16 protein-coding genes are annotated in these 15,415 nt (G+C 39.4%); 1 reads left to right on the top strand and 15 read right to left on the bottom strand.

Features of this window, described 5'->3' with window-relative positions; all coding sequences use genetic code 11:
• Positions 1-47 precede the first annotated feature (47 nt).
• The 9 genes from AB3G38_RS15240 to AB3G38_RS15280 all read right to left on the bottom strand — a co-directional run bounded on the left by AB3G38_RS15240 (position 48) and on the right by AB3G38_RS15280 (position 7,298).
• Positions 48-785 carry a LytR/AlgR family response regulator transcription factor gene (locus AB3G38_RS15240; protein ID WP_367864732.1) on the bottom strand — a complete coding sequence of 246 codons (738 nt, stop codon included), beginning with the start codon at positions 783-785 and terminating at the stop codon, positions 48-50.
• Entirely contained in the window at positions 754-1,851 is a 1,098-nt protein-coding gene (locus AB3G38_RS15245) for a sensor histidine kinase (protein ID WP_367864733.1), read from the bottom strand. Before AB3G38_RS15245 ends, AB3G38_RS15240 begins: the two co-directional genes overlap by 32 nt.
• A 184-nt stretch (positions 1,852-2,035) precedes the next feature.
• The gene (gene moaCB, locus AB3G38_RS15250) at positions 2,036-2,947 is read right to left on the bottom strand and encodes a bifunctional molybdenum cofactor biosynthesis protein MoaC/MoaB (protein WP_367864734.1); all 912 of its coding nucleotides are present in this window, start codon (positions 2,945-2,947) and stop codon (positions 2,036-2,038) included.
• Entirely contained in the window at positions 2,948-3,391 is a 444-nt protein-coding gene (locus tag AB3G38_RS15255; protein WP_367864735.1) for a molybdenum cofactor biosynthesis protein MoaE, read from the bottom strand.
• A gap of 3 nt (positions 3,392-3,394) precedes the next feature.
• Complete coding sequence (locus tag AB3G38_RS15260; protein ID WP_367864736.1) at positions 3,395-4,504, bottom strand: ThiF family adenylyltransferase; 1,110 nt, start codon at positions 4,502-4,504, stop codon at positions 3,395-3,397.
• A gap of 1 nt (position 4,505) precedes the next feature.
• Positions 4,506-4,739: a MoaD/ThiS family protein gene (locus AB3G38_RS15265; RefSeq protein WP_367864737.1), complete on the bottom strand. Its 234-nt coding sequence runs from the start codon at positions 4,737-4,739 to the stop codon at positions 4,506-4,508.
• Between the two features lie 10 nt (positions 4,740-4,749).
• The gene (glp, locus tag AB3G38_RS15270) at positions 4,750-5,943 is read right to left on the bottom strand and encodes a gephyrin-like molybdotransferase Glp (protein ID WP_367864738.1); all 1,194 of its coding nucleotides are present in this window, start codon (positions 5,941-5,943) and stop codon (positions 4,750-4,752) included.
• A gap of 17 nt (positions 5,944-5,960) precedes the next feature.
• Positions 5,961-6,941 carry a GTP 3',8-cyclase MoaA gene (gene moaA, locus AB3G38_RS15275; protein WP_367864739.1) on the bottom strand — a complete coding sequence of 327 codons (981 nt, stop codon included), beginning with the start codon at positions 6,939-6,941 and terminating at the stop codon, positions 5,961-5,963.
• Positions 6,942-7,076: 135 nt separating this feature from the next.
• Positions 7,077-7,298, bottom strand: a complete 222-nt coding sequence (locus AB3G38_RS15280) for a hypothetical protein (RefSeq protein ID WP_367864740.1) — start codon at positions 7,296-7,298, stop codon at positions 7,077-7,079.
• A 229-nt stretch (positions 7,299-7,527) separates the two neighbouring features.
• On the opposite strand from AB3G38_RS15280, the gene AB3G38_RS15285 reads away from it, so the two are divergent.
• The gene (locus AB3G38_RS15285) at positions 7,528-9,303 is read left to right on the top strand and encodes an aminopeptidase P family N-terminal domain-containing protein (protein ID WP_367864741.1); all 1,776 of its coding nucleotides are present in this window, start codon (positions 7,528-7,530) and stop codon (positions 9,301-9,303) included.
• Between the two features lie 57 nt (positions 9,304-9,360).
• On the opposite strand, the gene AB3G38_RS15290 is transcribed toward AB3G38_RS15285, so the two are convergent.
• The 6 genes from AB3G38_RS15290 to AB3G38_RS15315 all read right to left on the bottom strand — a co-directional run bounded on the left by AB3G38_RS15290 (position 9,361) and on the right by AB3G38_RS15315 (position 15,252).
• Positions 9,361-10,233 carry an ROK family protein gene (locus AB3G38_RS15290; RefSeq protein WP_367864742.1) on the bottom strand — a complete coding sequence of 291 codons (873 nt, stop codon included), beginning with the start codon at positions 10,231-10,233 and terminating at the stop codon, positions 9,361-9,363.
• A 24-nt stretch (positions 10,234-10,257) separates the two neighbouring features.
• A complete protein-coding gene (rfbA, locus tag AB3G38_RS15295) occupies positions 10,258-11,118 on the bottom strand; it encodes a glucose-1-phosphate thymidylyltransferase RfbA (protein ID WP_367864743.1) in 861 nt (286 codons plus the stop codon).
• A gap of 18 nt (positions 11,119-11,136) precedes the next feature.
• Positions 11,137-11,703: a DUF3109 family protein gene (locus tag AB3G38_RS15300; protein WP_367864744.1), complete on the bottom strand. Its 567-nt coding sequence runs from the start codon at positions 11,701-11,703 to the stop codon at positions 11,137-11,139.
• A 94-nt stretch (positions 11,704-11,797) separates the two neighbouring features.
• Positions 11,798-12,574: a DUF3108 domain-containing protein gene (locus tag AB3G38_RS15305; protein WP_367864745.1), complete on the bottom strand. Its 777-nt coding sequence runs from the start codon at positions 12,572-12,574 to the stop codon at positions 11,798-11,800.
• Positions 12,575-12,605: 31 nt separating this feature from the next.
• On the bottom strand, positions 12,606-13,121 hold the full coding sequence (locus AB3G38_RS15310; protein WP_367864746.1) for a DUF2480 family protein: 516 nt from the start codon (positions 13,119-13,121) through the stop codon (positions 12,606-12,608).
• Between the two features lie 64 nt (positions 13,122-13,185).
• Positions 13,186-15,252: a peptidylprolyl isomerase gene (locus tag AB3G38_RS15315; protein ID WP_367864747.1), complete on the bottom strand. Its 2,067-nt coding sequence runs from the start codon at positions 15,250-15,252 to the stop codon at positions 13,186-13,188.
• Positions 15,253-15,415 lie beyond the last annotated feature (163 nt).

The raw sequence follows: 15,415 nt of genomic DNA on the forward strand, positions 1-15,415 counted from the left end.
TAAAGCTATATAACTTTCTGCGCCGATCTTTAAGCTAACTGTTCTGATTACATCCACCTGCTTAGGTAAGTATTAAATGCATCTTTATATTGATCACCTACAGTAATACTGAGTGTGCCGATGTTCAGACTATTCTTGGTCACTGAGCTCACCTTTTCAAGAGATACGATATAAGAGCGGTGAACACGCATAAATATTTTTGCAGAGAGCTTTTGTTCCAGTACCTTAAGACTGGTTAAAGTCAATATCGCTTTATCTGTATTTTCCAGATAAACCTTTACATAATCTTTGAGCCCTTCAATATACAGGATGTCTTTAATAGCCACCCTGACCAAATGATATTCGACTTTTAAAAAGATATATTCTTCTTCCTGTTCTGGTGATACAACTGACTGCTGACCAGTCTTCACCAACTCCGCATAAGCTCTTCCTTTATTGGCGGCAATCAGGAACTCTTCGTAATTAAATGGCTTCAAAAGGTAATCAAGTGCATCAACTTTATATCCCTCGAGCGCAAAATTGTTAAACGCTGTCGTAAATATTACTCTCGGGCCATTGCTGCCGGGCTGCCTGTCCAGAATCCTGGCCAGTTGAATCCCGGTCAGATCCGGCATCTGTATATCCAGAAAGATCAGATCTATTTCTTGTTCGTGGATCATAGTCAGCGCGGTTACTCCACTGGAGAAACTACCTGCGAGACGTAAAAAAGGGGTTTGTTCAATAAAACTGCAAACCAGCCCCAGCGCTAAAGGTTCATCGTCTACTGCTATACAGTTCAGTATCATCGAGCATTAAGGTTAAGTGAACAATAAATTCATTGGTATCTTCAGTTTTACCGGCCAAAAAAGTATGTTTTCCCGGATATAATAAATCAAGGCGTCTTTTAGTATTGGTGAGGCCTATACCTCCGTAATTATCTGCGATCTCCGCATTTTCATTAAAAATTGAGTTCTGCACCTTCATTTCAAGGGTATCTTCTTCCATACTCAGCTCGATAGAAATAATTGAGGAGGAGGTTGAACTCACACCATGTTTGAAGGCATTTTCAATATAAGGCAGAAATAACATCGGCGCAATTTGTATATCATTATTGATCAGCGGACCTTCAAAAGTTACTTTAGTCGTATCATTGAGACGAAGTTTCATCAGTTCAATATAATCAACGATAAAAGATACTTCTTTGCTCAGCGGTGTGCTGCCGGCCTGAGTATCATACAAAAGATAACGCATCATCCTTGATAATTTGTGCAGCGCATTACGGGACTTCTCTACATCCACATGGGTTAATGCATAGATATTATTCAGGGTATTAAAGAAGAAGTGAGGGTTAATCTGTGCTTTCAGAAAGGATAATTCTGATCCTATCCGGTCTTTTTCGAGTGCTTCCTGCAATTGTTTATTGGCCTGCCATTTCTGTATCAGGGTTACACTGGTGCTGATTCCGATAATCAACAGGATCATCATAATCAGAAAGATATCCAGTTTGTCATTGTGTCTTGGAAGTTTAGTAATCCCTATTTTATGAAAAGCTTCTGTAATCAGTACCGCTAAATTCAGGATATTGTCCAGATATCTCACCATTACTGTACCTACAATCACAAAACCAACAATTGCCAGTAAATAACCGAGTGAATTATTTTTCAACAGTAATTTAGGTACCAGAATATCACTATTCACGTAAAATATAGTAATCAGGAAAACCAGCTCGCATCCTTGCTTAATCCAGAGCTGATAAGGAACTTCAATACTCCATGTTAATGGCATATAAAAAAGCAAAACAAACGAGAATAGCATCCATACCAGAATATGGAGAAGAACGGTGATATAGGAACGGCTTTTTACTGCATTCATCTAATCAAAATTTAATTATATTGATCAGGGCAAGTTAATCAACCTGCAGTAATAGGTGCAAATCTTTCCATCGTTCACTTTTTGTTCTTTGTCGGTATGTTTTAACCACCAGTCGATTATAATTTTTCGTCTTGCTAATCAGCGTTAATCAGTGCTGTTAAACCGGACTTTTGATCTCCTGCAATTATGCGTGGTCTGCGCCTTTTTGAACTTTCAACACATGTAACACAGCAGGAAAAAGTGCATCCATACTTTCTTCTGCCCCTTTTACAGAACCAGGCAGTGTGATGACCAGTGTAGATTTGATAAATCCGGCAACCCCTCTGGACAACATCGCATAGGGCATACGCTCCTGCCCATATTTTCTGACATTTTCCATCATTCCCGGAATTTCTCTGTCCAATAACGGAGTGATGGCATCGGGTGTTACATCTCTTGGGGATAAACCAGTGCCGCCAGTAAAAATCAGCAGATTGAATTCCTGCTCAACGAGCGCCATTACCTTTTGCTGAATTTGCTGAAAATCATCTGGAATGATGTCGTAATGATTAGTCTCTATTTTATAAGATTCCAGCTTCTGAATAATCGTTTTGCCCGATATATCTTGTTTTTCACCTGCGCTGATCCGATCGGAACAAACTATTACCCCACATTTCAGCTGATCCTGACTGACCAGCTTATATTGGCTTTTCCCTCCCGATTTATGTTCCAAACGGATATTCTCAATTTCAATCCCTTTGTCAATTGGTTTCAGCATATCATAAATAGTCAGTGCAGTAACCGATGCACCGTGCATGGCTTCTACTTCTACTCCTGTTTTATAAATTGTATGTACTTCAACACGGATAATGATATACATCCCTTCAATTTCATGGGTAATCGCTGTATATTCTATAGGTAAAGGATGACAATCGGGAATTACATCACTAGTCTTTTTTACTGCAAATAATCCTGCAGCTCTTGAAAACTCGAAAACATCTCCTTTAGGAACTTTTTTCGCCAGCACAGCTTCAATAGTCTGAATACTGGAAACTTTCAGTCTGGCAGTAGCTACTGCTTTCCTCAGCGTATTTGTTTTGGATGTAATATCTACCATTTATTTATTTTCCTTCCATTGATGAGTTGCATTTGTCAAAATCTCCTTGCCCCAGATTGGTAATTCTGCTTTAATCCGTTCTACCAATTCATCACACGCTTCCATAGCCGCTTTGCGATGTGTGGATGAACTAAAAACAAAGAGACAAACTTCGCCAGCAGCCACTAAACCTAAACTGTGATGTACGTGTAAACAGGTAACCGGGTATTTCTTAAAAATAGCTTCTCTGATTTCATACATTTTTTGCAAGGCCATTTCCTCATAAGCAGTGTAATTAATCCCTGCTACTGTTTCTTCACCAACCTGATCTGCACGAACCTGTCCCAGGAAAATGCTATGTGCTCCAATTGCAGTATTGCTTTCATGTTTTTGAATACTTTCTGCAATAAACTGAGCTGAAACCGGCCCGTTGACAAAGATATTCTTAATCTTATGTTCTTTCATTTGTTAAAAGTTCAAGCGCAAAATGCCACCTTTAAGGCTGTAAAATTCTTTATCGGGATAAGCTTCCAGCAATAACTCTCCGGCAATGACGCTTCTGATTCCAGAATGACAGAACAGGATCACTTTGTTTCCTGCAATAGGCGGGATTTCCTTTCTTAATATAGACAGTGGTAAACTAATATAGTCAAATCCGGATGCCTGAGGAAGCTCGCCGGGCTCACGCACATCAATAATCGTAAAATCTTCCTCTTGTCTTACCGCATTAAACTCTCCCGGACTCATTTCTCTGACTTCTCCGGTTTGTTGCTTAATCCCACAAAACCATTGATAATTCATTTGAGCAAAAGCCTCCAGATCAGCTGGTAAAGCTGCCTCTGCTGAATCCGCAGGTGATAATCTGAGTTTATAAGTTTCTCCCGAATACAGGTTATAAATGATCATTTTGTTGATTAGTGGTGTTCCTGTTCCCGAAATCAATTTGATCGCTTCACTGGCTTGCATGGTACCAATAATCCCTGGTAAAACACCCAGTACTCCTGCCTCAGAACAATTTAAAACTTCACCTGGTTGCGGAGCTGCCGGAAAAACGTCTCTATAATTCACTTTAACGCCATCAGCACCCGCCACATTAAAGATAGCAACCTGTCCTTCGGATTCTGACAATGCGCCATAGATTAAAGGCTTGTTTAATAATGCACAGGCATCATTGATCATATACCGTGTCGGGAAATTATCTGATCCATCAATCACGATATCAAATTCACTCAGAATGGATACTGCATTCTGATTTGTCAATTGTAACTGATAGGGAATGATAGTGATATCGGGATTGAATTTTTTTAATCTTTCTGCTGCGCAGGATGCTTTTGAAAGCCCCACATCTGCAACGGTATATAAAATTTGTCTGTGCAGGTTACTCAGTTCCACCATATCATGGTCTACAATACCCAGGGTACCGATACCAGCTGCAGCGAGATACTGCAAAACCGGACAACCCAATCCACCTGCACCAATCACCAGTACACTGGCCTGAAAGAGTTTCTGCTGACCGGTCAGACCAAAATCTTTTAGTAATATTTGCCGCTGGTAGCGGGCTTCACCTTTTATATTCATTTTAACCTCCCGAAAATGGTGGCATTAAAGCAATAGTCATATCGTCTGTTAAATCTTTATTCCCGTTAATTACTGTTTGATCGACAGCCAGCCGATATTTTACCTGGCTCAATGCAGGAAATTGTAACTCCAGACGACTGCGAACTTCATTCGTATCAGCGACATCTTCCAATAGGAGTTGTTCCTGGTTCAAAAGTTCAATGAGACGCCCGAATAGCAAAATTTTCACTTTCATCTTCAATTGTTTATGCTGGAAAAAGATAAATCTTCACCTTTGTGCCGGCTGTAAATATCGTTTCTTCTTCTTCCAGTTCAATCATACAGTTTGCTTGTGCAAAAGAACTCATTCTAAAGGATTCCTGTGCAGAAAGTGGCGTAACTTTTTCCTCTTCAAAATATGCTTTTAAAAAATGGGTAAGGCCAGATGCTTTGTGATAGTCATGGGTTAAAACTGCCTCCCTGGTTTGAAGTGCATTAAACTGCCCCTTTCCGTTGTAATTATACATTTTTCGTAATCCTGGCAGCACATACTGATAAAAACAACTCAGTACAGATGAGGGATTTCCGGGCAAACCAAAAATTACCTGATCTCCCTTTTTGCCAAAATACAGCGGCTTTCCGGGTTTCTGTTTGATGCGGTGAAAGATCGTAGTGATTCCGGATCTTGCAGCCGCACTGATCACAAAATCATAATCACCCACACTCACACCGCCAGTGAGCAAAACTACTTCATGATTTTGAAGCGCCTGCTGTAAAACAAGGGTAAGTTCATCCAGGTTGTCATCTGCAGTATACACCTTGAGTTTTGTGATTTGTGCTTGTTGCAAAGCAGCAGTCAGTGTATAAGAATTGGATTCATAAACTTGTCCGAAAGCCAGGTCATTTCCGGGCTGCTGCAATTCTTTACCAGTAATAATAATACCCACTGAGGGAATTCCGTAAATCTCCACCTCAGTTTCTCCTATTCCGGCCAGAAAACCTATAGCCGCAGGTGTTAAAAAACAATCCTTCTGTATAGCCAGGGAACCTTGCTGAGTTTCGGCGCCTTTGTTTCTCACATGAGCACCTTCCGCAAATGCTGTATCCAGAATAGTTAAAATACCATCAGCTACCTTAACTTTTTCCTGCATGACCACTGTATCTGCTCCGGCGGGTAAAGGAGCACCTGTAAATATCCGGGCAGCCTGTCCTGGCCATAAAACAGCCTGATTTTCTGTACCTGCCTGCATTTCTCCGTTGAGGGTTAAAGCATTTTCACGTTCTTCAAAACGGATAGCATAACCGTCCATAGAAGATTGTTCGAAAGCAGGAATAGCTGTTCTGGCATAAACATCAGTATGTAAAGTATAACCTGCAGCCATAGCCAAAGGAACACGCTGAGCTGGTAGTGTTTTTATATTTTCTTGTACTAATAATTTAGCATCATGAACAGAGATCATAGCAATGGCTTAACGTATTAACCACCAATAGTGATCATACTTCTATTGTGAATAGTATCGGGTTTTATATTTTCGAATAATCCGGAGAATTGCCCGCCTAGTGCTTCGGCCTTGCTGCCTATACATTCGTGAATTAAAGGCAATACATCTTCTCCTTTTCGTAAAGGGGTAAGCAGATCTGTTTCAGTAACTGAAAAGAGGCAGTTTTTCAGCTTACCGTCTGCTGTTAAACGCATCCGGTTGCAAGTACCGCAAAAGGGAGCCGTCATCGTGCTGATAATTGCAAATGTGCCAGCATGTCCTGTAATATGATAGTGTTTAGCCGTATCATTCAAACCAGCTGTCACCAAATTAAAGTCATATTTAGTTTTGACCCGGGCCAGAATTTCTTCCAGTGAGATCACTTGATTACTCGTCCAGCGGTTTCCTTCGAAAGGCATAAATTCTATAAAGCGGATTTCCAGAGGGGCATCTTTTGTCCATGCTATAAAATCCAGGATCTCCGTATCGTTGAATTCCTTCATCATCACCACATTAATCTTAACCTTGATTTTATGCTTCAATAAAAGATCAATATTAGCTTTGACCTGCTGAAAAAGATCTCTTCTGGTAATGATTCTGAATTTATCAGCGTCCAGGGTATCCAGACTGATATTAATAGTTTGAATACGCGCTTCCAGCAGTACCTCTATAAAGTCATGCAGCCTGGCACCATTAGTGGTGAAAGAAAGATCTACTGGTAATCTGGAAAGAGATAAGATGATTTGTGCTGCATCTTTACGGATCAGTGGTTCTCCTCCGGTGAGCCGGATTTTAGTGACTCCCCCGCCTACAAATATTTTTGCCAGTGCTTCAATTTCTGAAGCCTGCATCAACTTTGAAGCCTGTGTGAATTCATAATCTTCTTCTGGCATACAGTAAAAACAACGTAGATTACAGTTGTCCGTTAGCGATATACGCAGATAATTATGTATACGGTCAAAAGAATCCTTTATCATTTTAGTTCCCGCTTTTAAGCTGTTTTTATGTTAACGTAAAGATAGCATATAGAAAGAACTTTCGAAAAAAACAGGTCTCCTGAAGTGATCAAAAGCAACGGTTCAGGAAGCTTTTGTAAGGATATAGTGTTGTGGTTACATGCGGTAGCGTAAAGATACAGATCTTCCTAAAGCCTGAGCAAGATCAGGTTCAATAGTAAATTCACTCTCCTGCTGCATCCAAACCTGATTAACGTTTTTCAATAAAGTTACCGGCTGCCCGTTTAAAATTATTTTCAATTCGGTAGTGTCTTTATTTATTGCTGCACCATCTATAATTTCGTACACATAATCTGTGTCTCTATACGTTATACGCATTTTCAATCCCATATTCTTCTCCTCGACCTCAAAGATAAATTAAAACTCCTATAACGGCGTGTTTTTGTTGTTATTGCTAAAGAATAATTGAAAATTCACCTTATAATCTGTTCAGGCCACTTTTCAGCAACTATTTTTTCTGACCTGTCTTCAAAACCTCCATTGTCTCAAGGGTGTCAATAAATTCGTTAAATTTGGACATCAAATTCTATACAACAACATTTGCAATATGACATATCAGGATAAACTACGCGAAATACGTAAACAAATGAAGGCCGATAATGTACAGGCCTATATCATCCCATCTGCTGATCCTCATATCAGTGAATACCTGCCAAAACATTATAAGTGTATCCCATTTACTTCAGGGTTTACCGGTTCAGCAGGTACCTTAGTGATTACACACGATTTTGCTGGTCTGTGGACTGATTTCAGATATTTCGAACAAGGTGCCGAACAATTAGCTGGCAGCGGTTTTGAACTGGTTAAACAAAAAGTTCAGCATGCACCAGAACACATACAGTGGTTAAGTGAAAAATTGGATAAAGGTGCTATCGTAGCAACGAATGAGAAATTACTTTCTGTCTTACTGGGCGACCTGCTTACCCAGCAACTATCCAACAGGGACATTCAATTGGTCAGCAAAGATTATTTAAGCCCGATCTGGGAAAACCGTCCATCTTTGCCTGCTGACCCGGCATTTTTAATCGCAGATGAACATATCGGACAATCGGTAAGCAGCAAACTGACTGAAGTAAGAGCCACATTGCTTAAATATCAGGCAGATCATCACCTGGTTTCCTCACTGGATGATATTGCCTGGTTATTCAATATCAGAGGTAAGGATGTAAACTTTAACCCTGTAGTATTAGCCTTCGCATTAATTAATCAGGATCATGCTACTTTATTCATTAACCCTGATAAATTAACGGAAGCTGAAAAAGTTACTTTACTGCAAAGCGGAGTTGAAGTTCTTCCTTACGAAGAAATTGAACGTGCGCTGACTCAGCTCCCTGTAAACACCTCGATATTTATAGATCCTAAACGTAACTGCTATGCTTATGCGAAGCTGGTTCCTTCTTCGGTAAAAATCATTAAGGAAACCAATCCTTCTACCAGCCTGAAAGCAGTTAAGAACGAAACAGAAATTGCAAATACCCGTGAAGCAATGCTTAAAGATGGTGTTGCACTCACCAGATTTTTCAAATGGGTAGAAGAAAATATCGGAAAAACCAAGATTACAGAACTTTCTGCAGCTGCACAGCTACGTCAGTACAGAGCAGCGCAAGATGGTTTTATTGGAGATAGTTTTACGACAATAAGCGCCTTCAGAGCACATGGTGCATTACCTCATTATTCAGCTTCTGCAGAAAGTGATGCAGAAGTAATTCCTGAAAGCCTGTTCCTGGTAGATTCGGGAGGCCAGTATTTTTATGGCACAACGGATGTTACCCGTACCATCCCAATGGGTATTACTACTGAGCAAGAAGAAACTGATTATACACTTGTGCTGAAAGGTATGATTGATGGCTGTAAAGCTAAATTCCCTAAAGGAACGTGTGGCTATCAGATTGACGCCATTACCAGAAAACCTTTATGGGACTATGCGATTAATTATGGTCATGGAACAGGTCATGGTGTAGGTTATTTACTGAATGTACATGAAGGACCGCAAGTATTCAACCCAACCAATACTCCGGTCGCCATAGAGCTGGGTATGATCACGTCTATTGAACCGGGTGTATATCGTCCGGGAAGACATGGTATCCGTATAGAGAACCTGGTGCAGACGATTGCGGTTGAAGTGAATGAGTTTAATGAATTCTATGGTTTTGAAACCCTGACTATTGCTCCGATCAATACTACAATTGTGAAAAAAGAATTACTGGACCAATCACAGATTGACTGGTTAAACAGTTACCATGCAGAAGTTTTTGAAAAGCTGAGTCCAAGATTAACTCAGGAAGAAAGCAACTGGCTGAAAGAAGCAACAAAAGCTATATAAATAAAAAGCGCCGCTCCTGAAACAGGGAACGGCGCTTTCCTTTTTAGGGTACTTACCTTAAGCCAGCTGCCAGCTATATGCTGCTCCAACTAAAGCTGCATCTTCCCACATGATACTCTGTTTTAAAGTTACCTGCTGATTTTTAAGATGCTTTTTCACCTCCGGAATAAAATAATCCCATGTCTTGGCTATATTCCCGCCGATGACAATAACATCAGGTTTTTCTTCCGCAATGAAATCATTAAGGAAGCTTGCCAGATTCTGGCCAAATTCTTCAAATATCTGATCCTTGATTCCTTGTTCATCAGATTCAAGCAGAGATTCTACGTTTTTAATCTCTTTTCCTGTTAACTCTTTATAGCGTTTTGAAAACCACCTGGTAGAAATATACTCCTCAGCAATACTATCCTTAAATGGAATAAATGCACGATCTGAATCTACGGTTTTACCCTGGCAATTGCTTGCAGAGCCTAATCCCGTTCCAAGTGTAATTCCTAATGCACGTTTCTCACCCGCTACTGCTCCAGAAGCTAACTCACCATGCAAAAACGATTCAGCATCGTTCCTGAAAAGAATGTGACTGGTAGGGATATTTAATTTTTCAGCAAGTATTTCTAAAACATTCAACCCATATAAAGAGTCATATTTTTTAGTTCCTTTCATCAGGGAAATACCTTTTTCGTAATCGAAAGGTCCGGGCATTGCGATACCAACATAGGTAGTTTCTTCGCCTCGTTTTTCAATCAGCGGTAATAAAGCATCAACCCATGATTTAATGATTACCTCAGCACCTTCCATAGAAGCTACACGTTCTCTGATCAGCGAACTCTTTATTACTTTCAAATCAGCAGCACTTACGTGTGCTGCTGTAATATGAGAGCCTCCAATATCTACCCCTATATAAGGCAGTTCAGGCAAATTATAATTCATTTTTCTGGTTAAGTTGTTTTAAATTTATTTGATCATTTTCAGCAAATAAGCACCGTATCCACTTTTAATAAGCGGGGTTGCTATTTTACGCAGTTGTTCAGCATCAATAAAGCCCATTCTGTAAGCTACTTCTTCAATACATCCGATTTTTAAACCCTGACGTTCTTCAATCACCTGTACAAATTGTCCGGCCTGCATCAAGGAAACAAAAGTTCCTGTATCTAACCAGGCTGTTCCACGACTCAACACACCAACTTTTAAGTTTCCCTGCTCAAGATATACTTTATTTACATCGGTAATTTCATATTCACCACGTGGAGAAGGCTTGATATTTTTTGCAATTTCTACCACACTGTTATCATAAAAATATAGTCCTGGAACTGCATAATCAGATTTCGGTGCTACAGGTTTTTCTTCAATAGATATTGCTTTTTTATCCGCGTCAAATTCCACTACTCCATAGCGTTCAGGATCAGATACCCGGTAAGCAAAAACAACTCCTCCTTCAGGATCAGAACTTGCCTGTAATAGCTTAGTCATTCCATCACCATAAAAGATGTTGTCACCTAAAACAAGTGCAACTTTATCTGTTCCAATAAAGTCAGCTCCAATAACAAAAGCCTGTGCAAGACCATTAGGTTCATGCTGAACAGCATAAGAAAATTTACAGCCTAAACTGCTGCCGTCTCCCAGAAGCTTTTCAAAATTAGGAAGGTCATGAGGGGTAGAAATAATCAGTATTTCTTTGATTCCAGCCAGCATTAATGTTGACAATGGATAATAGATCATTGGTTTATCGTAAACAGGCATCATTTGTTTACTCATGACCAGAGTTAAGGGATGCAACCTGGTGCCGCTCCCCCCTGCTAAAATTATTCCTTTCAAAATTTTATATTTTTATGATTATAGGTTTGAAGATACACTATTTTCTAATTCTTCATACCAGTCAGCGCCATATTTTCTGATCAGCGGTCCCTTTAAAAAGGTATAGACTGGTACTTTAAGTTCCCTTCCGAATGCACAGGCATCAGAACAGATATGCCATCTGTCATAGTTAAGGACATCAAATTCCGGGTATTTTGTAATCCGGATCGGATACAAATGACAGGAGATTGGTTTTTGCCAGTCTACGATTCCCTGCTCGTGTGCTTTCTCGATCGCACATTTAGTAATTCCATTCTCGAAAGTAACATAAGCACATTCTTTGTTACCATCTACGCATGGTGTAGTCAGATCCCCATCTGCATCTACTACAGAGGTACCATATGCTTCAATAGCTGCGATCCCTTTTGGCGCAAGCATATGTTTTATCTTAGGATAAATCTCCGCAAGAATAGCTGTTTCAGCCACTTCTAAAGGTGCTCCTGCATCTCCCTCCACACAACAGATACCTTTACACTTATTCAGGTTACACACAAAATTTTCGCGTATAACGTCTTCGTGTATCAGGGTATTTTGTACTTCTATCATTTTTATCAGAATATATTTGCTTTTCAGCGGTTATTAAGCTATCATGATTTTATATTCAATTTCGTCGTGTAATTTGAAAAATCATGATGGTTCCTTATTTTTCTTTAGCCAGCGGGTACTTTAATCCATCAGCCGATTTAATTTCCATAGTGACCGCGCCCACGATAATCTCTACCTGAGCCTTTACAGGCACTCTGTTGCCATCATCAGTAATCCAGAGATACAAAGCGCTGTCTTTTCTAAAGATTCTGCCTGGTTCAATAGACGGGCTGAATTTCAGACAACGTATATTTCCTAATTTACTTTTTACAACTTCTTTTCCAACATATTTGATTTCCAGCTGATGAATGCCATCACCCAGAAAATAATTCAGCTTGAACTTCTCCCCGATCTTCAGCCTGGAAATATCCAGACTACGGGCAAAATAATAAGCAGAAACCAGATCAAAGGTCTGATTTGTTGGTGCAGTAAAGGTACCCTTATTAGAAACAACCTTTTTTATTTCCTGTGTGAACCTTGCTTTGTCCTTCCTGGTATAACTTGCTTCTTTAACGTCCTCCTGATAAAAATAAGGAGTCAGTTTGGTCTTGTCTATATAAGAATCGTAATGATCCCTGATTTTATAAAAAATATCGAAGGTACCCGAAGTTTTTGCATCGACTACCAGTTTATAAGTCTCCTTGTCCTCAAATTTGAGATCTGAATTCATGACTTTAATCGTAGCCTCTGCTGCTGTGATAAAGCCATATTTCAATTTATAAGATAAAACTTCCCCAGCCTGAAAGACCGGTTCTTTCTTTAATGGTAACTCCTGAGCTCCAGCATCAGCGATGGTAATCAAAAATACAAACATCAAAAATAATTTTCTCATACCTGATCTAAACAAAAACTCCTCCAAAAAACTAATCCTTTCGTTTAAAGATAGGCACTGTAGAGCAAGGTTCACCATACATGATACTTCTTACCACCGGAGTTAACAAAGAAGTGATCTCCACATAAGCAGATACCGGAACGTCAATATCTGCACAGCCCTTCACGACAACCCTGGCATCCTGGTATACAGAAAGATCAACTTTAGCCAGGGCTTTACTGAATAAAACAGCTTCCAGTGTATCTAAACCACCAAAAACGACTTCATTTGCAAAAGGCTTCAGTTTATTGGCCAGTAACATGTAAGCCCAGGTAGGTACAATGGCATCTGCACTGCAAATAACGGCTACATTTTTCCCTGTATAAGAAGCCCAGTCATGGGCTTTAATAAATTCTCTGAAATCTTTTTCCCTAAGCATCAGGCCATGGAACAGGTTTTCTTTAATATCATAAACTACCCTTTCCCCCTGATCATAGTAAAGCTCCAGATTGAAAGTAACTAAACCACTGGAAGCAACCTTATTGACTATATTTTCCTGAATATCCATTTTCGCTTAAAATAAAAAAACCGGAAGTGATGTACTTCCGGTTTCAAAATTACGTAAAATAAGATTAATAGAATTTCACTCTATTGTCTTTTATGTCACTTTTATCTTGCAATGCCTGGAATGCTGCTCCTAATGACTTCTGAGCAATCACCTGACGCATAGTTTCTTTTTGTTTGTAAGTATTTCCGATTGGTGCAGGATTAGTAAATCCGTTTACGGTAAATACATATACACCGTGCTCACCATCAACTGGTTTAGATATTTTGCCTGGTGCTGAACCAAATACACTACCTATCAGCTTATTTTCCTGTGCCGCACCCGGTACAATAGGGTTAGAGAAAACAATATTAGAAACAGGAGTAACTGTTTTACCAACTTTCTGAGCTACCTGAGCCAGACTGCCAGCACCTTTAGCTGCATTGCTTAATTTTTCCGCTAGCATCTTTGCTTTAACCGCATTGATCACCATTGGCTCAATATCCTTTTTAACTGCATCAAGAGGCAGGATACCTTTCGCTTTAATGTCTGTAACGTGTGCTACAACGAAAGCATTATCCATTTGATAAACTTCTGTTAACACGTCACCTTTTTTAGCTGCGAAAGCATCACGGATCAACTGACGGGGATTATCTAATCCTGGTGCATAACCCTGACTTCCTGTAATTCTATCTGCAACTGCTACTTTATAACCCAATTTCTTAGCTTCAGCACTAAAGTTATCACCTTTAGCTAAATTCAGGAAGTTAGATGCTTTTTTATAAGCCTGATCTTTAGTTTTGCTGCTTGGTGTAAGGTTTTTCTCGATGTAAGCCAGCTTAGCTACTTTAGAAGAACCAATTTGTTTTTCGATTTTAATTAAGTGTACTCCAAACTGTGAACGTACTACCTTAAGCTCACCAACCTGACCATTAAATGCTGCATTCTCAAATTCAGGAACCATTTGTCCTCTGGAGAAAGTACCCAGTTCACCACCTTTATCTTTCGATCCGTCTACACTGTAGGTTTTAGCCAGTTCAGCGAAACTTGCACCTTTTTGAATCAGGTTTTTTAAAGAGTCAGCCATTTTCTCCGCTTTATCCACACCACCTAATTTGGTTGCGTCTAAAAGAATATGACTTGCTTTAACTGAATCAGGAGAAAAACGGGTGTCGATAACTTTAACCAGTTTGTAAGAGTTTCCGCTAAACACAGGCCCGTAGAAACTACCTGCTGGCAAAGCAAATACTGCTGAATCAATTTTAGGATCTAATTTACCTTTGCTGATATAAGCATATGGAACTTTTACATCAGAATTAACTGCTGCAAATAAAGAATCACTTTTAGAAGCTTTGAAATCCGAAGCTAATTTTTCAATCTGGCCTTTAACAGCAGCAGAATCTTCTTTAGTTGGATTAACACTGAAAGAAACATATTCAAATGAACGGGTCTCCGCAGGGTTATCAAATCTCTTTTTATTGTTATTGTAATATTCTGAGTAATCAGACTCCGAAGGCTTAACTGAAGCATCAGGAATACTTGCATAATCCAGGCTTACATAGTTAAAGTTAGCCAGTTTATTTCTGTTTTGATATTCATCATTAGCTTCAATAGAAGTTACGTAAACAGAGTTTTTAATTAAGTTAGCATATTTCTGCTGTAAAGCTTGTTTTTCAACTTCAGCTTCCAATAAATCCCATTGTTGTTTCAACTGAGGATTAGTCGCTTGTTGTTTCAGTGAATTGATTACCGCAGCACGGTCAACCTGACCAGTTTGAGGATTACCAAAATATTGAACGATCAGCGGGCTGGGATTTTTACCCTGGTATAAATCGAACAATTCTTCGCTGGAGATACCTAAACCTAAACGGTGATATTCTTTAGCTAACAGTAAAGTAGCCAATTCACCATTCCATGCATTGTCAACAGCCATAGCTGTCATTTGAGGATTAGCACTACCGCCGTACTGTTGTTTGAACTGTTGTAAATTCTGATCTACTTTAGGACCGAATTCATCGATGTTGATGTCCTCACCATCTACTGATCCAACAACTTTTTGAGATGCTGCCCAGAAAGGCTTTCCTACGTTAATTGCATCACCGACTAAAAATGCAACAATTGCAAAACCGATGGCGCCCACTAAGATAATGCCCATGCGATTCCGCAAAAATGTCATAAAACCCATAATATCTATTATTTATATTTCTAAAGAGGGCGCAAGATACAACTTTTGCTAAAAAAAGAAAACAATTTAATGTTTTTGAATATGAGCAAATTTAAATTTGATTCAATAAAGTTTTTACAGCAGATAAAATATG

The sequence above is a fragment of the Pedobacter sp. WC2423 genome, from assembly GCF_040822065.1.
Taxonomy (GTDB): Bacteria; Bacteroidota; Bacteroidia; order Sphingobacteriales; family Sphingobacteriaceae; genus Pedobacter.